General features: G+C 65.0%; 24 protein-coding genes. 12 read left to right on the plus strand and 12 right to left on the minus strand.

Annotated features, from left to right (window positions below; genetic code table 11):
• The first annotated feature begins 56 nt into the window (after nt 1–56).
• From ACGYK4_RS08645 to ACGYK4_RS08665, 5 genes are read left to right on the plus strand one after another with little or no spacing between them, the layout of a single operon-like run.
• Nucleotides 57–305, plus strand: a complete 249-nt coding sequence (locus ACGYK4_RS08645) for a bacterioferritin-associated ferredoxin (RefSeq protein ID WP_394456026.1) — start codon at nt 57–59, stop codon at nt 303–305.
• The gene (gene bfr, locus ACGYK4_RS08650) at nt 302–787 is read left to right on the plus strand and encodes a bacterioferritin (protein ID WP_136720255.1); all 486 of its coding nucleotides are present in this window, start codon (nt 302–304) and stop codon (nt 785–787) included. The genes ACGYK4_RS08645 and bfr overlap by 4 nt, the downstream gene beginning before the upstream one ends.
• 52 nt (nt 788–839) lie before the next feature.
• Entirely contained in the window at nt 840–2,381 is a 1,542-nt protein-coding gene (locus ACGYK4_RS08655; RefSeq protein ID WP_394456027.1) for a di-heme oxidoredictase family protein, read from the plus strand.
• Complete coding sequence (locus tag ACGYK4_RS08660) at nt 2,381–3,367, plus strand: imelysin family protein (protein ID WP_394456028.1); 987 nt, start codon at nt 2,381–2,383, stop codon at nt 3,365–3,367. The genes ACGYK4_RS08655 and ACGYK4_RS08660 overlap by 1 nt, the downstream gene beginning before the upstream one ends.
• On the plus strand, nt 3,367–4,443 hold the full coding sequence (locus ACGYK4_RS08665; protein ID WP_394430711.1) for a DUF1513 domain-containing protein: 1,077 nt from the start codon (nt 3,367–3,369) through the stop codon (nt 4,441–4,443). Before ACGYK4_RS08660 ends, ACGYK4_RS08665 begins: the two co-directional genes overlap by 1 nt.
• Before the next feature lie 28 nt (nt 4,444–4,471).
• Here the strand turns inward: ACGYK4_RS08665 and map are convergent, their stop codons facing one another.
• Nucleotides 4,472–5,302: a type I methionyl aminopeptidase gene (gene map, locus ACGYK4_RS08670; protein WP_271688803.1), complete on the minus strand. Its 831-nt coding sequence runs from the start codon at nt 5,300–5,302 to the stop codon at nt 4,472–4,474.
• 51 nt (nt 5,303–5,353) lie between these two features.
• Entirely contained in the window at nt 5,354–6,061 is a 708-nt protein-coding gene (gene sfsA / locus ACGYK4_RS08675; protein WP_394456029.1) for a DNA/RNA nuclease SfsA, read from the minus strand.
• A gap of 47 nt (nt 6,062–6,108) precedes the next feature.
• On the opposite strand from sfsA, the gene ACGYK4_RS08680 reads away from it, so the two are divergent.
• From ACGYK4_RS08680 to ACGYK4_RS08695, 4 genes are read left to right on the plus strand one after another with little or no spacing between them, the layout of a single operon-like run.
• Nucleotides 6,109–6,828, plus strand: coding sequence for a competence/damage-inducible protein A (locus ACGYK4_RS08680; RefSeq protein ID WP_394456031.1), 720 nt, complete (start codon nt 6,109–6,111; stop codon nt 6,826–6,828).
• Nucleotides 6,825–7,541 (plus strand): GNAT family N-acetyltransferase, encoded by a 717-nt coding sequence (locus ACGYK4_RS08685; RefSeq protein ID WP_394456033.1) that lies wholly within the window; start codon nt 6,825–6,827, stop codon nt 7,539–7,541. The genes ACGYK4_RS08680 and ACGYK4_RS08685 overlap by 4 nt, the downstream gene beginning before the upstream one ends.
• 11 nt (nt 7,542–7,552) lie before the next feature.
• A complete protein-coding gene (locus tag ACGYK4_RS08690; RefSeq protein ID WP_394456034.1) occupies nt 7,553–8,122 on the plus strand; it encodes a peroxidase-related enzyme in 570 nt (189 codons plus the stop codon).
• On the plus strand, nt 8,119–9,072 hold the full coding sequence (locus ACGYK4_RS08695) for an OmpA family protein (protein ID WP_394456036.1): 954 nt from the start codon (nt 8,119–8,121) through the stop codon (nt 9,070–9,072). Before ACGYK4_RS08690 ends, ACGYK4_RS08695 begins: the two co-directional genes overlap by 4 nt.
• Before the next feature lies 1 nt (nt 9,073).
• On the opposite strand, the gene ACGYK4_RS08700 is transcribed toward ACGYK4_RS08695, so the two are convergent.
• The gene (locus ACGYK4_RS08700; RefSeq protein ID WP_067262523.1) at nt 9,074–9,505 is read right to left on the minus strand and encodes an Lrp/AsnC family transcriptional regulator; all 432 of its coding nucleotides are present in this window, start codon (nt 9,503–9,505) and stop codon (nt 9,074–9,076) included.
• Nucleotides 9,506–9,629: 124 nt separating this feature from the next.
• On the opposite strand from ACGYK4_RS08700, the gene ACGYK4_RS08705 reads away from it, so the two are divergent.
• A complete protein-coding gene (locus tag ACGYK4_RS08705) occupies nt 9,630–10,871 on the plus strand; it encodes an MFS transporter (protein WP_394456038.1) in 1,242 nt (413 codons plus the stop codon).
• On the opposite strand, the gene ACGYK4_RS08710 is transcribed toward ACGYK4_RS08705, so the two are convergent.
• The 5 genes from ACGYK4_RS08710 to ACGYK4_RS08730 are packed head-to-tail and all read right to left on the minus strand — an operon-like array spanning nt 10,868 to nt 14,679.
• Complete coding sequence (locus tag ACGYK4_RS08710; RefSeq protein WP_394456040.1) at nt 10,868–11,782, minus strand: ornithine cyclodeaminase family protein; 915 nt, start codon at nt 11,780–11,782, stop codon at nt 10,868–10,870. The genes ACGYK4_RS08705 and ACGYK4_RS08710 overlap by 4 nt on opposite strands.
• Nucleotides 11,779–12,399 carry an HAD-IA family hydrolase gene (locus ACGYK4_RS08715; RefSeq protein ID WP_394430722.1) on the minus strand — a complete coding sequence of 207 codons (621 nt, stop codon included), beginning with the start codon at nt 12,397–12,399 and terminating at the stop codon, nt 11,779–11,781. The genes ACGYK4_RS08710 and ACGYK4_RS08715 overlap by 4 nt, the downstream gene beginning before the upstream one ends.
• 32 nt (nt 12,400–12,431) lie before the next feature.
• On the minus strand, nt 12,432–12,884 hold the full coding sequence (locus tag ACGYK4_RS08720) for a YaiI/YqxD family protein (RefSeq protein ID WP_394430724.1): 453 nt from the start codon (nt 12,882–12,884) through the stop codon (nt 12,432–12,434).
• A gap of 3 nt (nt 12,885–12,887) precedes the next feature.
• Nucleotides 12,888–13,721: an S-formylglutathione hydrolase gene (fghA, locus tag ACGYK4_RS08725; RefSeq protein WP_394456042.1), complete on the minus strand. Its 834-nt coding sequence runs from the start codon at nt 13,719–13,721 to the stop codon at nt 12,888–12,890.
• A gap of 28 nt (nt 13,722–13,749) precedes the next feature.
• On the minus strand, nt 13,750–14,679 hold the full coding sequence (locus tag ACGYK4_RS08730; RefSeq protein ID WP_271688814.1) for an AEC family transporter: 930 nt from the start codon (nt 14,677–14,679) through the stop codon (nt 13,750–13,752).
• A 253-nt stretch (nt 14,680–14,932) separates the two neighbouring features.
• Between ACGYK4_RS08730 and ACGYK4_RS08735 the strand changes: the two genes are divergently transcribed.
• Entirely contained in the window at nt 14,933–15,394 is a 462-nt protein-coding gene (locus tag ACGYK4_RS08735; RefSeq protein ID WP_394430728.1) for an I78 family peptidase inhibitor, read from the plus strand.
• A 9-nt stretch (nt 15,395–15,403) separates the two neighbouring features.
• On the opposite strand, the gene paaK is transcribed toward ACGYK4_RS08735, so the two are convergent.
• Nucleotides 15,404–16,714: a phenylacetate--CoA ligase PaaK gene (gene paaK, locus ACGYK4_RS08740; RefSeq protein WP_394456044.1), complete on the minus strand. Its 1,311-nt coding sequence runs from the start codon at nt 16,712–16,714 to the stop codon at nt 15,404–15,406.
• Entirely contained in the window at nt 16,714–17,151 is a 438-nt protein-coding gene (paaI, locus tag ACGYK4_RS08745) for a hydroxyphenylacetyl-CoA thioesterase PaaI (RefSeq protein WP_067266022.1), read from the minus strand. The genes paaK and paaI overlap by 1 nt, the downstream gene beginning before the upstream one ends.
• Before the next feature lie 130 nt (nt 17,152–17,281).
• Here paaI and ACGYK4_RS08750 point away from each other — a divergent pair, with 130 nt between their 5' ends.
• Nucleotides 17,282–17,629, plus strand: a complete 348-nt coding sequence (locus ACGYK4_RS08750; RefSeq protein WP_209218493.1) for a DUF2794 domain-containing protein — start codon at nt 17,282–17,284, stop codon at nt 17,627–17,629.
• Here ACGYK4_RS08750 and ACGYK4_RS08755 read toward each other — a convergent pair.
• Both ACGYK4_RS08755 and ACGYK4_RS08760 read right to left on the minus strand, forming a co-directional pair.
• Nucleotides 17,626–18,408 carry a C40 family peptidase gene (locus ACGYK4_RS08755; protein ID WP_394456046.1) on the minus strand — a complete coding sequence of 261 codons (783 nt, stop codon included), beginning with the start codon at nt 18,406–18,408 and terminating at the stop codon, nt 17,626–17,628. The two genes, ACGYK4_RS08750 and ACGYK4_RS08755, sit on opposite strands and share 4 nt — an antisense overlap.
• Entirely contained in the window at nt 18,405–19,787 is a 1,383-nt protein-coding gene (locus tag ACGYK4_RS08760; protein WP_394456048.1) for a leucyl aminopeptidase family protein, read from the minus strand. The genes ACGYK4_RS08755 and ACGYK4_RS08760 overlap by 4 nt, the downstream gene beginning before the upstream one ends.
• Nucleotides 19,788–19,793: the final 6 nt, after the last annotated feature.

Genomic DNA, 19,793 nt, shown 5'->3' on the forward strand with positions numbered 1-19,793 from the left:
TTTCCCCCGGGCCGCGCGTGTCGCGGCCCGGGGCCAGCCAAGGAATACGCAACACCATGATTGTTTGTCACTGTCAGAACATCACCGATCGCGACATCAACAATGCCATCAACTGGATGCGCGCCTCGGACGCGCGAACGGTTATTACTGCCGGCAAAGTATACCGCGCTTTGGGCAAAGCAGCCGATTGCGGGGGGTGCATGCCTCTCTTCTTGTCTACCATGCGCGGAAATGGCAACTTTTCCGTGCCTGTGCTGAAAACCACTCTACGTCAGGCGAAACCAAACAAGGAGACAGGTTCATGAAGGGCGACGACAAGGTCATCGAATATCTCAACGCTGCACTGCGCAGCGAATTGACGGCGGTCAGCCAGTACTGGCTGCATTACCGGCTGCAAGAAGACTGGGGCTATGGTCGGCTTGCCGATAAATCGCGCGAGGAAAGCATCGAAGAGATGAACCACGCCGACAAGCTGATCGAACGGATCATCTTCCTCGAAGGGCACCCCAACCTGCAAAAGCTGGACGCGCTGCGCATCGGTGAGACGGTCAAGGAATGTCTGGAGGCCGATCTCGCCGCCGAGCATGAGGCCCGCACCCTCTATATCGAAGCGCGCAATCACTGCGATCAGGTGGGCGACTACGTTTCGAAGAACCTGTTCGAAGAATTGATCGCCGATGAGGAAGGGCATATCGACTTCCTCGAAACCCAACTGGCGCTTCAGGCGGAACTGGGCGAGGCCGTCTATGGCCAGCTTCAGGCCAAGCCGACAGACGACAGCAAGTAACCACGACAGGCAGGCCCGGTTTCGGGCCTGCCGCTTATCCAAGGCATTCCCCATGCGATTCCTTATTCCGATGCTCACGGTGGCCGCCGCGAGCATGGCCGCCGCCGCTCCGCAAGCATTGGAGGAACCGCATCTCAAGGTGATCCCCCGCACCGGGGAAGAGGCCGCCCGGATCGCCAAGGTCACCGCCCCCGCGACCGAATTCGACAAGCCCGAACCCTTTGAGACGAACCCCGCAGGGGCCGCCACGGTCAGCCCGCGCGGCAATGCCGATGCGTTTTCGCTGCCTTCGGGCAACATCCCTTTCGAGCGGGAGTTGGATTTCAAGGTCGGCAACGGGCTGTTCAAAAAGCTTTGGGTCTCTTCGCCCTCGTCGACGCTGGCCTCTGACGGGCTGGGGCCGCTTTTCAACGCGCGTTCCTGCCAGCGCTGCCACCTGAAAGACGGGCGCGGCCATCCCCCCGAGGGACCTCAGGATGACGCGGTGTCGATGTTCCTGCGCATCTCGGTTCCCACGCCCCCCGAAGAGGCGATGAGCGAGATTGAGGCGTTCCTGCTCTCGGTCGGCGACAAGACCCCGCGCACGCGGCCCGATCCGGTCTATGGCGGGCAATTGCAGGATTTCGGGGTGGCGGGCCATCCGGCGGAATACCGTCTCGGCGTGAGTTATGAAGAGGTGGAGGTCGCCCTGTCGGATGGGGAGACAGCAAGCCTGCGCCGCCCAACCTACAGCGCCGAAGACCTCGGCTATGGCCCCTTGGCCGAAGGCGCGATGCTCAGCCCCCGCGTCGCCCCGCCGATGATCGGGCTTGGCCTGCTAGAGGCGATCCCGGCGGCAGATATCTTGGCGCTGGCCGACCCGGAGGACGCCGATGGTGATGGCATTTCGGGCCGGGCGCAGATTGTCTGGTCCTTTGAACACGCGCGTCCGATCCTGGGCCGTTTCGGCTGGAAAGCCGGGGCGCCGACGATCCGCGAACAATCCGCCAGCGCCTTTGCAGGCGACATTGGCATTTCCTCCCCCATTTTCGACGCGGCATGGGGCGATTGCACGGCGGAGCAGACCGCCTGCCGCGCGGCACCCCATGGGGATGGTGACGACCGTGGCACCGAGATCGACGCCGAAGGGCTGGATCTGGTGACATTCTACAGCCGCAACCTGGCCGTGCCCGCCCGCCGCGATGTCGGCGCGCCTGAGGTGCTGCGCGGCAAGGCGGTGTTTCATGAGGTCGGCTGCACCTCCTGCCACCAGCCGAAATTCGTGACCGAACGGTTGGAGGACCAGCCCGAGCAGAGCTTTCAGCTGATCTGGCCGATGACCGATCTTTTGCTGCATGACATGGGCGAAGGGCTGGCCGACAACCGCCCCGAGGGCCGCGCGAACGGGCGCGAGTGGCGCACCGCGCCGCTCTGGGGCATCGGCTTGACCGAACAGGTCAACGGCCATACCCAATTCCTGCACGATGGGCGGGCGCGGTCGCTGCTCGAAGCGGTGCTCTGGCACGGCGGCGAAGCCCAGCCCGCCCGCGATGCCGTGGTCGACATGCCCAAAGCCGACCGTGACGCCCTGATCCGCTATCTGGAGAGCCTCTGATGCGCAGCCTGCTGACCGCCACATTCCTTCTGACCGCCGCCCCCGCCCTCGCCGGGGTGGAAGAGGTGATCCAAGATCACGCGCTGCCCGGCACCGCCCGTTTCGCCTCGGCCACGGCGGCGCTTCATGCGGCGGCGCAGGCCGATTGCACCGATGCCGCCCTGCGCCCGGCCTATCAGGAGGCTTTCGACGCATGGCTCGGCATCGCGCATTTGACCCTCGGACCGCTAGAGGAAGACGGGCGCGGGCTGGCCATCGCCTTTTGGCCCGATACGCGCGGCATGGTGGGGCGCAGCGTGGCGCGGATGGTGGCCGAAGAAGACCCGATCGCGACAAGCGGGGATTACGCCGAAGTCTCCATCGCCGCGCGGGGGCTCTTTGCGCTGGAACGGCTGCTTTATGACGATGACTTCGCAGGCTACGGGGCCGAGAGCTATAGCTGCGCATTGGCCCGCGCGATGGCGGCCGACCTGGCCAATTTGGGCCGCGAGGTCGACACCGCATGGCGTGAGGGTTTCGCCGCCGCGCTCCGCAGCGCCGGGGAGGCGGGCAATGACCGTTTCCTCAGCCCGCGCGAGGCATCGCAGGCGCTTTACACGGCTTTGGCAACCGGGCTCGAATTTGTCGCGGACCAACGTCTAGGCCGCCCGATGGGCAGTTTTGATGCGCCGAAGCCGCAGGTGGCCGAGGCGCGCCGTTCGGGCCGTAGCCTGCGCAATGTGGTCCTGTCGCTCGAAGCATTGCACGGACTGGCAGACACGCTGTCGGACGCGCCCACCCCCAAGACCGATGCCGCATTCGACCGCGCCTTGAGCGCCGCGCGTGCATTGGAAGACCCCGTTTTTGCCGGGGTGGTCGATCCGATCAGCCGTATCCGGGTCGAGGCGCTGCAAAACGATGTGCGCGCCATTTCCGAGGCGGTGGGGGCAGAGATCGCCCCGGCGCTTGGCGTCTCGGTTGGGTTCAATTCGGCGGATGGGGATTGATGCCCTCACGCCGCCATTTCCTCGCCGGTCTCGCCGCCGCGTCGAGCTTGCCCGCAATGGGCTGGGCCGCCGCGGGAAGCCCCGTCTACCTTGCCGCCGCGCGTGACCCTTCGGGGGCCTATGCGCTTTTCGGGCTGGACGGGTCCGGCCACGACATTTTCCGCATTCCGCTGCCCGACCGGGGCCATGCCGCTGCCGCCCATCCCACCGCGGCCGAGGCGGTCGCCTTTGCCCGCCGCCCGGGCCGGTTCGCGCTGGTGATCGACTGTGAGAAGGGCCGTGTGGCCCATCGGCTCGACGCGCCAGAGGGGCGCCATTTCTACGGGCATGGGGCGTTTTTGCAAGGCGGGGCCATCCTCGCCACCAGCGAGAATGAGATCGACACAGGCGAAGGGCGCATCGGCCTGTGGTCCCGCGCCAAGGGCTATGCCCGGATCGGAGAGATCGCCTCGGGCGGGGTCGGCCCCCATGAAATCCGTCGCTGGGCCGAGGATGTGCTGGTGGTGGCCAATGGCGGCATCCGCACCCATCCCGACAGCGGGCGGGAGAAGTTGAACATTGATGTGATGCGGCCCAATCTGTCTTATGTCAGCCTCTCGGGCGAAGTGCTGGAGCAGGTTTCGCCGCCTGATGACCTGCATAAGAATTCGATCCGGCATCTGGCCTTGGCGCCGGACGGGCAGGTGGCCTTTGCGATGCAATGGCAGGGGGAGCCGGGCGACGGCGTGCCGCTGCTGGGGCTGCACCGGCGCGGGGAAGAGCCCATCTTGGCCGAGGCCGATCTGGCCGAGCAAATCGCGATGCAGGGCTACGCGGGCAGCGTGGCATTTGCCGCCGATGGCGGGGCGGTCGGGATCACGTCACCGCGCGGCGGGTGGCTGCATGTCTTTGACAACAAGGGTGCATTCCTCGCCAGTCATCGCCGCGCCGATGTCTGCGGGCTGGCACCGGGCCGGGGGGGCTTCGTGGCTACGGATGGGCTGGGCGGTATCCTGTCGCTGCAAGAGGCGACGCTGTCGCGGCTGACCACGGCCAAACGGGCGTGGGACAATCATTTGGTTGCCATCGACGCATAGGCGGGCAGGGGCCGTGCCCCCGCCGCATTTAGTCGGTCTTGTAGGTCGGGTGGAACAAACCACCGGGCGAGAGGGTGAAGATCTCCACCCCGTCTTCGGTCACGCCCACCGAATGTTCGAACTGTGCCGAGAGGGATTTGTCGCGGGTGACGGCGGTCCAATCGTCGGCGAGGGTCTTGGTCTCGGCCCGGCCAAGGTTCACCATTGGCTCGATGGTAAAGAACATGCCCGGCTCAAGCACAGCGCCGGTGCCCGGGCGGCCATAGTGCAGCACGTTGGGTGGCGCGTGGAAGACCTGCCCCAAACCGTGCCCGCAGAAGTCGGTCACGACCGACATGCGGTGGCCTTCGACAAATGTCTGGATCGCATGGCCGATGTCGCCAAAGGTATTGCCCGGCTTCACCGCTTCGATCCCGCGCATCAGGCTGTCGTGGGTCACGTTGATCAGCCGCTCGGCCTTGCGCGACAGTTTGCCCGCCACATACATGCGGCTGGTGTCGCCGAACCAGCCATCAACGATGACGGTCACGTCGATGTTCAGGATGTCGCCGTCTTTCAGCTTCTTGTCGCTGGGGATCCCGTGGCAGACCACATGGTTCACCGAGATGCAGCTGGCGTGTTTGTAGCCCTTGTAGCCGATGGTGGCGGATTTTGCCCCGGCGGCGTTGACCTTTTCTTCGATCAGGCGGTCCAACTCTCCGGTGGTCTGACCGGGGAAGACATGCTCTGCGATCTCGTCGAGGATTGTGGCGGCGAGACGGCCCGCTGCCTGCATCCCGGCATGATCGGAAGGCTCGTAAATGCGAATGCCGTCGCGCGTCTGGCGGCCTCGGTGTGCGTTGTTCACCGCTCTCTCCATGCTTGTGTTCGCTCCTACTTAACGTGGCTTTCGGGCGAGGGCCAGAGCGGCTCAGCCCGCGAAGGGGATCGGTTGCGCCAGTGTGACGGCCTGGGGCGTGATATGGGTGCCGATGGCGTAGATTTCCAGCTCCGCCGCCCGCGCGGCATGGGAGGCGGCGGCATAGGTCGGGTCGATATCGGCAGCGAGGCGCATCTGCGAGCAATCGGTGCGCTGCACCAGATAGAGCAGCACGGCGCGGTGCCCGGCCTGCGCCATCCGCGCCAACTCGCCCAGATGTTTCGCCCCGCGGGCGGTCACGCTGTCGGGGAATTCAGCCAGCCCGGTTTCGCGTGACAGGGTGACGGATTTCACCTCGACATAGGCATCGGGCAGGCCATCGCTGCTGAGCAGGAAGTCGATGCGGGAGTTTTCGCCGTATTTCACCTCGGGCCGCACCTCGGTATAGGCGGCGAGCGGGGCGACCTCACCCGCGATCAACGCCGCCTTCATCGCGCGGTTGGGCAGGGCGGTATCGACGCCGGTGAAATGGCCGTTTTCATGGTCCACCAACCGCCAGCCGTAGTTCAGTTTTTTCTTTGGATCGTCGTTCGGCTCCAGCCAGATGCGGCTGCCCGGTTCCGCCAGCCCCATCATCGAGCCGGGGTTGGCGCAATGGGCCACCACCTCTTCGCCCGTCTCCTCCAACCTACAATCGGCCAGAAAGCGTTTGTAGCGGCGGATCAGTCGGGCGGGGACAAGTTGGGTTTGAAAGCGCATGGGGCGCGGCCTATACCGAAGGGACGCCATCCTCAAGGAGCCGCCCCATGTCAAACCCCACCGCCGCGATGATCGTGATCGGCGACGAAATCCTCTCGGGCCGGACCCGTGACAGCAATATGCATCACCTTGCGGGGGAGTTGACGAAAGTGGGGATCGACCTGCGCGAAGTGCGCGTTGTCTCGGACGATCATGGGGCGATCATCGCCGCCGTGCAGGCGCTGTCCTCGGCCTATAGCCATGTCTTCACCTCGGGCGGGATCGGGCCGACCCATGACGACATCACCGCCGATTGCATCGCCGCCGCCTTTAACCGCGACATCGACGTGCGCGACGATGCGCGCGAGATTTTGGCAGAACATTATGCCCGCGCGGGGACCGAGATGAACGCGGCGCGCCTGCGCATGGCGCGCATCCCTGAAGGCGCCGCGCTGATCGAGAACCCGGTCTCTGCCGCGCCGGGGTTTGTGGTTGAGAATGTGCATGTCATGGCCGGGGTGCCTGCGGTTTTTCAGGCGATGGTTGCCAGTGTTCTGCCGGGGCTGACCGGGGGGCAGCCGCTGATCAGTGAGACCCTGCGCATCGACCGCGGCGAGAGCGATATCGCCGGGCCACTGGGGGCGCTGGCCGAGGAATATCCGCATCTGTCCATGGGCAGCTACCCGTTTCAAAAGGACGGTGTCTTTGGCGCCCATGTGGTGATCCGGGGCAGCGATCCGGGGATGGTCGAAGCCGCGATGGACAAGCTCAAGGCCGCCTTCGCATGAGTGAGGCGCAGGCGTTTTTCGACGCGGGCGACGCGACTTGGCCCGCCGCGCGGCGCTTCGAGCACGGCCCCTGGACCCTGCGCGAAGGGCAGGGCGGCGGCAAACGCGTCTCGGCGGCGACGGCACGCGGGGCGGTCACCGACGCCGACATTCCGGTTGCCGAAGCGGCGATGCGCGAGATGGATCAGCGCCCGCTGTTCATGGTGCGTGCGGGGGAAGATACCCTCGACGCGCTGCTGGCTGCGCGGCGCTACGAGGTGGTCGATCCGGTCACGGTGCTGAGCCTGTCGATCACCCGCCTCACCGATATTCCGATGCCCCCGGTCACCGCCTTTTGCATTTGGGAGCCGCTGGCGATCATGTCCGAGGTCTGGGCCGCCGGCGGGGTCGGCCCCGCGCGGCTTGCCGTGATGGATCGTGCCGCAACCAAGACCGGCATCCTTGCCCGCTGGAACGAGAAACCCGCAGGCGTGGCCTTTGCCGGGGTGCACAATGATATCTGTATGGTCCACGCGGTTGAGGTGCTGCCCCATCAACAACGCCAAGGCGTGGCGACTTGGCTGATGCGGGCCGCCGCCCATTGGGGGCAGGCGCAGGGGGCCGCGCGGCTGTCGGTGCTCTGCGTCGATACCAATACCCGCGCGCAGGCGCTCTATGCCAAGCTGGGCTTTGCCCCGGTCGGGCACTATCATTACCGTCAAAGCACTGAGTAAAGGATAAGACCATGGCCAACGATATGCCCACCGCCCTTGATCTGCCGATGGTCGATCCGCTGCCCGAGGCGACGCAGAAGTATTTCGACGTCTGTCAGGAAAAGCTCGGGATGGTGCCCAATGTGCTGCGCGCCTATGCCTTTGACATCGACAAGCTGAACGCCTTTACCGGCATGTATAACGATCTGATGCTGGGCGACAGCGCGCTCAGCAAACTTGAGCGTGAGATGATCGCGGTGGCGGTGTCTTCGGTCAACAAATGCTACTATTGCCTCGTGGCCCATGGGGCGGCGGTGCGCGAAATGTCGGGCGATCCGCAATTGGGCGAGGCGCTGGTGATGAACTACCGCGTGGCCAAGATTTCGCCCAAACAACGCGCCATGTTGGATTTCGCGGTCAAGTTGACCGAGGCCAGCGCCAAGGTTGAGGAGGCCGACCGTCAGGCCCTGCGCGACGTAGGCTTCACCGATCGTGACATCTTTGACATCGCCAGCGTGGCGGGTTTCTTTAATATGACCAACCGGGTGGCCAGCGCCACCGACATGCGCCCCAACGACGATTACCACGCGCAGGCGCGATGATCCGGGCGCGCGTCGCTGCGGCTCTGGCCGGGGTGCTGCTGGCGGCCCCGGCGGCGGCGCTTGAACTGGCGCTGCCCAGCACCGCGCGGCTGACGGCGGAACGCAACACCGCGCCGGATCGCTACGCCGCGCCCGTGGGCGTTTATGCCGAGGGGCAGGTGGCGCGGGTCCATGTCGATGGCGACGTGCGCCGCGCCGCTTGGCGGATGGACACGCCGGGGCTGACTGCCTTGCAGGTGATGCGCCCGCTGCGGCGGCAACTTGAAGAGGCGGGGTTTGACATCGTGCTCGACTGCGCGGCGCGGGACTGCGGTGGGTTCGATTTCCGCTTTGCGATAGAGGTGCTGCCGGGGCCGAACATGTATGTGAACCTGCGCGCCTTTCACTTCATCACCGCCCTGCGTCGGGCGGATGATGGCACACCAACCGAGGCGATCAGCATCCTTGCCAGCACGGCGGCGACCTCGGCCTATGTGCAGATCATCCAAGCCCGCAGCGGCGATGCGCCGGAAGATGGCACCCCCCCCGTCACGCCCGCCCCAACCGGCGCGGTGCCCCTTGCCACCGCCACGGAGGATTTCGCAACGGTGCTGAAGGCCGAGGGGCATCTGGTGCTCAACCGGTTGGAGTTCGAGACCGGCACCTCCGCGCTTGGCCCTGGCCCCTTTGCGACCCTCGCGCGGCTTGCCGAATTGCTCAAGGCAGAGCCGGGTCTGCGGGTGGCGCTGGTCGGTCATACCGATGCGGTGGGCAGTTTGGACGCCAATACCGCCCTGTCACGCAAACGGGCAGAAGCGGTGCGGGATCGGCTGGTTCAGAGCTATGACGTGGCCCCCGGCCGGCTGGAGGCGCAGGGCGCGGGCTATCTCGCGCCGCGTGACAGCAACCTAACCGAAGCGGGGCGCGAACAGAACCGGCGGGTCGAGGTGGTGGTCCTCTCGGTGCAATAGCCTAGGTCGTGACCGTCATCTGAGTGGCCAGCAGCAGGTTCGTCTCGCTTGAACTCACCCCCTGAATGCGGCGGATTTGGCCCAGCACACTGTCGAGTTCTTCGACGGTCTCCGTCCCCGTCTCGACAATCAAATCCCATTTGCCATTGGTCGCATGGATCGCCTGCACCGCGGGCATGCCTGCAAGAATGCGTTTGATCCGGTCGGTGCCCGCGCCTTCGATGGCCAAGAGCGTATGGCCTCGGATCGGGCTGTGGCGCATGTCTTCTTTCAGGATCAGCGTGAAGCCCAGAATCGCGCCGGAACTGACCAGACGTTCCACCCGCGCGCGCACCGTCACCCGCGACAGACCCGTGGTGGCCGCCAGCGCGGAATAGGACATGCGCGCGTCGCGGCGCAGTTCCGCGATGATCTTGTTGTCGATCTCGTCCATGGGGGATCCCGTTTGCTTTGTTGAATAGGGTTTACGGCAGCGCGGGCAGGCTGGCCAGTCTTTGGGGATGCGCAATTGACGACGCCGGGGAAACCCATAATCTGCCGCGGAAAGGAACATTTCCATGCAAAGCCGCGCGCCCCTGTTCACCCCGGTCCTGATGGTCGGATGTATCATCATCATGATCAGCTTCGCCGTGCGGGCCTCCTTCGGCGTGTTCCAGATCCCCATTGCCGAGGAATTTGCATGGGCACGCAGTGAATTCTCCCTCGCCATCGCGATTCAGAACCTCGCTTGGGGCATCGGGCAGCCGATCTTTGGCGCGCTGGCCGAGAAGATTGGCGATAGGCGGGCGATTATCATCGGGGCGGTGGTCTATGCGGTGGGGCTGCTCTTGTCGGCCAATTCCGCGACGCCGATCGAGCACCAGACATACGCTTGGCTTGTCGGCTTCGGCATCGCGGGCACCGGGTTTGGCGTGATCCTCGCCGTGGTGGGGCGCGCGGCCTCGGACGAGAACCGCTCGATGGCGCTGGCCATCGCCACGGCGGCGGGCAGCGCGGGCCAAGTCTTTGGCGCGCCGGTGGCGGAATGGATGCTAAGCTTCATGTCATGGCAGATGACCTTCGTCAGCTTCGCGGGGGTGATCCTGCTGATGCTGCTGACCTTGCCGATGATGCGCGCGCCTGCGATGGCGAGCCGGGCCGAGCTTGAGGAATCGATGGGCCAGATCCTCGGCAAGGCCTTCCGCGATCCCTCCTATACGCTGATCTTTCTGGGCTTCTTTTCCTGCGGCTATCAACTCGCCTTCATCACCGCGCATTTCCCGGCCTTCGTGACCGAAATGTGCGGCCCGATCCTTGCGGGCGGCGTGCTGCACAACATCGGTATCACCACCACCTCGGCGCTCGGCGCGGTGGCGATCTCACTCATCGGGCTCGCCAATATCGCGGGGACGTTGCTGGCAGGCTGGGCGGGCAAACGCTATTCCAAGAAATACCTGCTGGCGGGGATCTACGTCGGGCGCACGGTGATCGCCGCGGCCTTCATCATGTTCCCGATAACGCCGATGACGGTGATCCTGTTCTCTGTGGGCATGGGCGCGCTCTGGCTCGCCACGGTGCCGCTGACCTCCGGCCTCGTCGCGCATATCTATGGGCTGCGCTACATGGGCACGCTTTACGGCATCGTTTTCTTCAGCCACCAGCTGGGCAGTTTCCTCGGCGTTTGGCTGGGCGGGCGGATGTACGACATCTACGGCAGCTACACCGCCGTCTGGTGGGTTGGCGTGGCCGTGGGGGCGTTTAGCGCCGTGGTGCATCTGCCGATCCGCGAGAAACGGCTCGAGGGGCTGGTGACCGCTTAACGCGCGCGCCAGCGTTCGAGGATGTGGTTGGCGGTCATCAGGTCCAGATGCGCGCCGCCGCCGTTTTTGAACAGGGTGATCTCATCGTCGTTTTGCCGAGTGAAGCGCGCAAGGTCGTAGTAATCCGCGACTAAGTGGTCGCGGGTGATGGTGCCTGCCTCAAGCGGGATGTTGATCTCTCCGATATGGCCGATGGTGGTGTCGAAACTGTCGACGTAGACGCGGGCGCGCAGCAGCGCCGTGTCGTCCACCTCGCGCATGTCGGGGCGGTAGGCGCCGATGAGATCGACGTGCTGGCCGGGCTGCAACCAATCGCCCTCGATCAGCGGGTCGGTCGACATGGTGGCGGAGGTGACGATATCTGCGGCGCGCACGGCCTGCTCTAGATCGGTCGCCACGTTGATCTTGAGCTCTGTGGCCATCGCCTCGGCGTTCTTCGCGGTGCGGTTCCAGACCGTGAAACGGGCCTGCGGGAAGGCCGCGGAATAGGCGGCGTGCAGCGCCCGACCTTGGGTGCCCGCGCCGACGATCAGGATGTTCTCGCTGTCCGGTCGGGCAAGACGGCGCGCGGCCAAGAGGCTGTCACCCGCGGTCTTCCACTTGGTGACAAGGTGGAAGTCCACGATGGCGGAGAGCGTGCCGGTTTCGTCATCGAAAAGCGAGACGCCGCCGTTGACCATCGGCACCTCGCGGTCCGGGTTGCCGGGGAAGATCGTGGCGGATTTCACCGCGATGCCCAGCCCGTCGATCCAGGCCGACCGGCTTAAGAGCGTGTCCTTGCCGCGGTAGAGGAACGTGTCGCCGATCTCGGCCTTCGGCAGGTCGTGGCCCGCGGCCAGCGCATCGGTAAGCGCGATCCAATCCAGCAGCGCCTCGCCCGCGTCGAAGGAGATGTTCGGAATGTCGGTCATGCGGCCTCCTCGCGGCTCAGCAGGCCGGCGGCGACCAGACGGTCGGCCCAGCCCTGCGGCCCGGTGAAATGGTGGGTTTGCCAGCCCCGCGCGGCGGCGGCGGCGATGTTGTCGGCGCGGTCGTCGGTGAAAAGCAGGGCTTCGGGCGGCAGGTCGCTGCCCTTTTCCACGGCCTCGTAGATTGAGGGCGCGGGTTTGATCATGCCGAGGTGGCCGGAAATGAAATCACGGTCGAACTCGCGCAGGAAAGGGTAATGGGTCGCGGCCAGATCATAGCTTTGAATGCCGAAGTTGGTGAGCGAGAAGACCGGGACGCCACGCGCTTGCAGCGCATTCTTCAACCGCAGGGAGTGGTCGATCACCGGGGCGGCCATCTCGATCCAGCGGTCGTGCCAGAGGCGGATTTCATCGCCCCACTCAGGCGTCGCCTCGGCCATGGCATAGATCGTGTCGCGGAAATTCTCGCCGCTGTCGACGCGGTCGTTCATGCCGTGCAGGTCCACGGCGTCGAACATGGCGCGGCGGCGATCTTCGCCGATGACGCTGTCGTAAAACCGCTCCGGTTGCCATTCGATCAATACGTTGCCGATGTCGAAAACGACCGCCTGTGGTGTCATATCACTTGCCCTAACAATTGCTTAACGCGGGCCTACCCCCGCGCCGCCGCGCGCAGTTCCCGCTCCAATGCTTCGAGGAAACGGGAGCGGTCGGCCTTTGTAAACCCCTTGCCGCCGCCTTGGCGAAAGGGGTCGGCGGCGCGCAGGTCGGCCATCAGGTCGCGGGTGGCCAGCACGTTGCCGATATTGCGCGCGGTCAGCGCCTCGCCATTGTGTTTCAGCACCCTTGCGCCCGCTTCGACGCATTTGGCGGCCAGCGGGATGTCCCCGGTCACCACCACGTCGCCCGGCCCGCACCGCTCGGCGATCCACATGTCGGCGATGTCGGGCCCGTCGGGCACGATCACCACCTCGACCAACGGATTTTGCGACATGCGCAACCCGCCGTTCGAGACGAGGAACATCTTGATCTTGTGGCGGGTCGCGACCCGCTCGGCCTCGGCCTTCACGGGGCAGGCGTCGGCGTCGATGTAAAGCACGGTCATCGTTCAGCCTGCGTAGAGCGCGTCGGCATGGAAGGCGACGTGATCTTCCATGAAGCTCGCCACGAAGAAATAGCTGTGGTTATAGCCCGGCTGCATGCGGAAGCTGCCCTGCTGGCGTTTGGCGGCCATGGCCTCGGCCAGCGTTTCGGGCATCAAGAGGTCAAGGAACTGGTCGCTGCTGCCTTGGTCGATCAGCACCGGACCGTCGAAGCCCTTTTCGCGCATCAGGAGCGTACTGTCGTGTTTCGTCCATGTGCTCTCGTCGGACCCGAGGTAGGCGCTGAGTTGTTTTTTGCCCCAATCGCTCGCCGTCGGGTGGGTGATCGGCGCGAAGGCGGAGACTGAGAGGAAACGCCCCGGCAGGTTCATCGCCAGCGTCAGCGCGCCGTGCCCGCCCATGGAGTGGCCGGTGATGCCTTGACGCTCCATATCGAGGGCGAAATTCTCGCTCAGCAGGGCGGGCAACTCCTCGGCCAAATAGTCCCACATCTGGTAGTGCGCCGCCCAAGGGTCTTGGGTCGCGTTCACATAGAACCCCGCGCCTTTGCCAAGGTCGTAAGCATCGTCATCGGCCACATCGTCACCACGCGGGGAGGTGTCGGGGAAGACCAATGCGATGCCGTGTTCGGCAGCCCAAGCCTGCGCGCCCGCCTTGGTCATGGCGTTCTCATGGGTGCAGGTCAGCCCTGAGAGATACCACAGCACCGGGACCGGACCGTCCTGCACCTCGGCGGGGAGAAACAGGCCGAATGTCATGTCGCAGCCGCAGGAGTCGGAGGCGTGGGAGTAGACCCCCTGCGTGCCACCGAAACAGGCGTTTTCCGAGATGGTTTTCATGGCAGCGTTCCTTTCGAAATTGGATATGTCACAGGGCCGAGACCCAACCTACGACAAGGCTGACGGTCACGATACTAACTGTGGTTGAGACGAGAATGGCGGCAGAGACCCGCTGAGGGGCGACGCCGTAGTGTTGGGCGAGCATATAGACATTGCCCGCGACCGGGAGGGAGGCCGTGGCGATGATGACCCCGGCTTTATACGGGTCGACGCCGAAGAGAAACAGCGCGCCAAAGGCCACGAAGAGCGGGTGCAGCACCAGTTTGCAGAAAGTCAGCCAGCCCGCGATCTCGATCCGTTCGGCGGATTTAGAGGCCAGCGAGGCGCCGATGGCAAAAAGGGCACCGGGGGTGGCGGCGCCGCCAAGGATGGCCAGAAATTCGTTCAGCGGCACGGGGATCGGGATGCCGAAGCCGGACCAGAGGAACCCGAGTGTAATGGCGACGATCATCGGGTTTTTCAGCAGGCCAATCCCGACGGTTTTGAGTGTCGCCAGCCGCAATTGCCCCTCGCGGGAGCCGGTGATCAGGATCACGATGAGGCTGGAAAAGATGATCATGTCGACGGTCAGCGCCAGCAGCACGGGGCCGATGGCATCCGGCCCTAAGAGCAGCGTCAGCATCGGCACGCCCAGAAAGCCGGTGTTGCCGATCACGGCGCATTGCGCCTCGATCCCATTGGTGGCCACATCGAGCCCGCGCAAAAAACCGACGAGGCTGGCGATGGCATAGACGAAGGCCGTCCCCCAGAGGTAGGCGGCGACAAGGCGGCTGTCCCAGACCTCGGCCAAGGACAGATTGGCGGAAAAGCGGAACAGCATCGCCGAGAGGGCGAAGTAGAAGACGAATTTGGTGAGATAGGCCGTCGCTTCGGCAGAAAAAAACCGCGTGCGCCCGGCCCAGTAGCCAAGGCCGATCAGCGCAAAGAACGGCAGGGTTTTCAGGAAGATCGCGACCATGGGTCAAGCATTAGCCAGCCCGCCCTTGGGGTGCAATGGGGCAGGGCGTGGGTCTTGGCCGAACCGATCGACACCACCTGCGCGCTCAAGGGGTTGCGGCCAGCGGAATCGCCTCGGGCGGCTCCGTGATCTCGCTGCCACAGCAGTCCCATCGGCAGGTTCCAGCAAACGCAAAGCGCCCCACCCTTGGCGGGGCAGCGGAGGGAGCTACCTGTTGCAGGATGGACGCCACCCGAAGAACGAGGTTTGGAATATGAAAGTAGTTTTCTTGGCACCTCTAGTGCTGGCCGGTTGCGCCGAATTATCGACAGCGCCGGTGCAGAACCCGATCCCGGCGCCCGCGCCTGTGGCGACCACGCCCGCGCCGCCACCGGCTGCCTCTGAGCCATCGGCCCCTGCGCGGTCCGAAACCCCCAGCAGCCCGGCCAAGCCCAAGCCGCTGCCGGATTCGGTGGTCAATGCGGTGAATGACACCTCCAGCCCCTCTGAGGACAACGGTCAGGAAGAGCTCGCAGCCGCCGAGCGCCCGACCGACACCTGCAAAGAAGGCAGTTGGTGGGGGCTGATCGGCCGCCCGAAGTCGGCGGCGAGCATCGTTTCCGAGCCCAAGCGCGTTTATACCGAGGGCGACCCGGTGACGATGGACGCCAATCCCAACCGCACCAACATCGTCTTGGACGCGGAGGGGAAAATCGCCAAAGTCACCTGCGGCTAGGGCAGTCCCCTAGCCCTTGGGGCGGTTGTCGAGAATACGCACGGCTTTGCCCTCGGACCGGGCAACGCCGCCCACGTCCATGACCTCAACCGTGACCGAAATGCCGACGGTCTGTTTGATCTGTGCCGACAGCGCTTTGATCGCAGCAGCCCGGGCATCGGTGGTGACGCTGGCGTCAGCGCATTCACACAGCACGCGCATCTGATCCATCCGGTCGGGGCGCGAGAGTTCGATCTGGAAATGCGGAGCCAAGCCCGGCGTGGCCATCAGCGCCTCTTCGATCTGGGTGGGGAAGACGTTGACGCCGCGGAGGATAATCATGTCGTCGCTGCGCCCGGTCACCTTCTCCATCCGCCGCATGGAACGCGCGGTGCCCGCCAGCAGCCGGGTCAGATCGCGGGTGCGGTAGCGGATGATTGGGAAGGCCTGTTTCGTCAGCGAGGTGAAGACCAACTCGCCCATTTCGCCATCCGCGACCGGGGCGCCCGTCTCGGGGTTGATGATCTCGGGGTAGAAGTGATCTTCCCAGATGTGCAGCCCATCCTTGGTCTCCACACATTCCATCGACACGCCCGGCCCCATGACTTCGCTGAGCCCGTAGATGTCGACTGCATGCATGTCGAAGGCCTGCTCGATCTCCTGCCGCATGGCGTTGGTCCAAGGCTCAGCCCCGAAGATGCCGACTTCGAGCGAGGATTGGCGCGGGTCGATGCCTTGTTTGGCAAATTCATCCAAGATCGACAGCGCGTAGGACGGGGTGACCGTGATGCCCTTGGGGGCAAAATCTTCGATCAGGCGCACTTGGCGCGGGGTCATCCCGCCCGAGATCGGCACGGTCGACAGGCCAAGCGCATCGGCCCCGAGGTGGATGCCCAAGCCGCCGGTGAACAGCCCATAGCCATAGGCATTGTGCAGCATGTCGCCCGGGCGCATCCCCGCCGCGCGCAGGGAGCGGGCGACGACTTGCCCCCAGTTCGCCAGATCATCCTTGGTATAGCCCACCACGGTCGGCTGCCCGGTGGTGCCGGAGGACGCGTGAATGCGCGCCACCTGATCGCGCGGCACGGCGAACATGCCAAAGGGGTAATTGTCACGCAGGTCAGTCTTTACCGTGAAGGGAAAGCGCGAAAGATCGGAAAGCTGTTTCAGATCATCGGGATGCACGCCCGCATCGTCGAAGCTTTGCTTGTAGAAGGGCACGTTGTCATAGGCATGGCGCAGCGACCATTTCAGACGGTCCAATTGCAGGGCGCTGATCTCGTCCCGGCTGGCGATCTCAATCGGCTCGAGCGTATCCTTCGCGGGGGTCAGGTCTTTCATCAGGTCGGCTCCTCCTCGGTAAATAGCTGGCCCTTGATGCTGCGGGAGAGCCCGCGAAACAGGGCCACGACACGGTCATCCTCGCCCGTGACGGTCACGTCATAGATGCCCGACCGACCGCTGCGCGACACTTCGCGTGCGGTGGCAGTCAGCCGCTCCTCCGGCTGGCCGGGGCTGAGATAGGTGATCTGGTTCTGCTGGGCGACAGTGGTCTGGTTGTAGCTGTTGCAGGCAAAGGCAAAGGCGCTGTCGGCCAACGTGAAGATGAAACCGCCGTGGCAAATCCCATGCCCGTTCAGCATGTCCGGGCGCACCGACATCGACAAAACCGCGCCCCCGGGGGTGACCTCGTCGATCCTCATGCCCAATCCGGCCGAGGCGGAATCTCGGGCGAACATCACCTCGGCACATTTGCGGGCGCGGGCGTCTGGGGTCATTCCGTCATGCCTTTGTGTTTCATTTTCAAGATTGGTTGCACAATTCTGTAACGCTTTCAAGAAATTTTGAGGGGTGCTTTCGGCCATGTCAGGGCTTGATTTGGCCCCCGTCAGGGTCAACTGTAAAGCCATGAGCATAGAGCCCCCATCGCCGATCACGGCTTTCGAGCGCCCTGCCGAACAGGTCGCCTTTCACCGCACCGAACTGTCGCTGATCCTATCGCTCTACGGGCGTATGGTCGCGGCGGGGGAGTGGCGGGACTACGGGATTTCGCACCTTAAGGACGTGGCCGTCTTTTCCGTCTTTCGCCGCACGGCTGAGATACCGCTTTACCGGATCGAAAAGCGGCCCAAGCTGCGCAACCGGCAGGGGATGTATGCGGTGGTGGGCACGGGTGGGCAGGTGCTGCGCCGGGGCCATGACCTGAAGGCCGTGCTGCGCGTGTTGGAGCGCAAGCTGATCCGAGCAGTAGATTAAACGCCGGGGCGGCGATGTGCCGTCACCGGGCCGTCCCCGCCCGCTTCGATCCGGGCGATGGCCTCGGCGATGTTTTCATAGCTCACGGCCATGGCGTGGGCATTGGCGTGGATCATCGTCTCGCCGTCCACCACCAGCGCCACATGGCCTTTCCAGAACAACAGATCATTGCGTTGATAGGCGTCGCTGACGGGGGCGCCCACGGTCTTTTCCTGTTGGTCGCTGTCACCGGGGCAGGGGATGCCGCAGGCCAGCAGCGCCGCTTGCACGAGGCCCGAACAATCGATCCCCCAACGGCTGTTGCCGCCCCAGAGATAGGGCGTGCCAAGGAACAGCGCGGCGATCTGCGCGGGGTCGGCCTCTCGGCTCTCGACGGGGGCAAGATGGCCCAGCGGAATGTGCCCCTGCGGGGTTTCGGCGAAATCCTTGGTCTCTGCCGTCACCGTGACGCGCGCACCGTAGCTGAGGCTCAGCAGGTCCGGCGATTTCAGATCGGCGTCGCGATAGGCATGGGTGGCAGGCACGCAGACGCGGTGGGTGGCGCTGCGCGGGGTGCCAAGGGTGCTTTGCAGAACATGCCCGCAATAGCCATCCTTCTCGGCCTGCACATAGGTCCAGCCCGACGCCTCATGCAGCACGGTCACCTGCTCGCCGAACAACAGCTGCCGGTCGCGTGGCCCGTCAGGGCGGCGGCAGAGGTCGGCCACCGGCACCGCCACCTGCGCAGGGCGGTTCTGGGTCGCCAGCGCCGGGTCCGGGGTAAGACGCGGGTCGCTCATGATTTCAGCAAGGCAGGCAGGGCGGCATAGATCGCGCGGGTGCCTTGGCCGGTGCCGCCTTTTGGGCGGGCGGGGGCGTCGGCAGGTTGCCAGCCGTAGATGTCGAAATGCGCGTATTTGCTGTCGGTCACAAAGCGGCGCAGGAAGAGCGCGGCGGTGATCGACCCGGCAAAGCCGCCCTTGGGCGCGTTGTCGAGGTCGGCGATGCCGGGCTCGATCAGCGCCTCGTAGGCGTCATGGAAAGGCATCCGCCAGACCGGATCGGCGGACCCGGCAGCGGCGCTTTCCAAAGCCGAGACGAAGGCGGCGTCGTCACTGTAATAGGGCGCAAGGTCCGGCCCCACGGCCACCCGCGCGGCCCCGGTCAGCGTCGCCATTGAGATGATCTGATCGGGCCTGTCTTCATCCGCCAGCGCCAGCGCATCGGCCAGCACCAGACGCCCCTCGGCATCGGTATTGTTGATCTCAACCGTCAGCCCCTTGCGCGAAGTCAGGATGTCGCCGGGGCGGAAGGCGTTGCCGGAAACGGAGTTCTCAACCGCCGGGATCAGCACGCGAAGCTGCACCTCCATGCCGGTGGCCATGATCATATGCGCCAGCCCCAGCACGGCGGCGGCCCCGCCCATGTCCTTTTTCATCAGCGCCATCGACGCGCCGGGCTTGAGGTTCAGCCCGCCGGTGTCAAAACAGACGCCCTTGCCCACCAACGTCAGCTTTGGCCCCGCCTCGCCCCATGCCATGTCGATCAGCCGCGGCACGCGGTCGGCGGCGCGGCCCACGGTGTGGATCATCGGCAGATTGTTTTCCAGCAGGGCATCGCCGGTGGTCACTTCGATCTGCGCGCCATGCTGCTCGGCCAGGTTGCGCGCGGCGGCTTCAAGGTCGGGCGGCCCCATGTCGGAGGCGGGTGTGTTGATCAGGTCGCGGGTCAGCATCTCACCCGTGGCCAGCGCGGTGATCTGTTCGGCGTCGACCCCCTCGGGCGCGACGAGGCGGGCGGTCAGCGGGGGCTGGTCGCGGTAGCGGTCAAATCGGTAGCCCGCCAGCAGCCAGCCAAGCGCCTCTGTCGCCGCCTGATCCTCGGGCAGGCCGCTTTCGATCCGGTAATCCCCGGCAGGAAGCTTGGCCGCAGCGGCGGCGAGGTGAAACCGGCCCCGGCGGCGGGCAGCCTCGGACCCGTAGCCCGCCAGTGCCTTCACCGGCGCGCCCTCGGCACCCGGCACGACAAGCGCCTGACCAAGGCCGCCCACAAAGCCGCTGGCTTTCACCCATGCCTGCACAGCGCCGGGCTGATCGGCAAGCCAGCCTTCAAGCGCGGTCTCGCTCAAGACATGAAGCGGCAGGGCATTGGCGGAGGGGGCGGCGAATTCGGCGGACATGACAAA

This window comes from Sulfitobacter sp. 1A13368 (genome assembly GCF_043557275.1).
In the GTDB taxonomy this organism is placed as follows: domain Bacteria; phylum Pseudomonadota; class Alphaproteobacteria; order Rhodobacterales; family Rhodobacteraceae; genus Sulfitobacter; species Sulfitobacter faviae.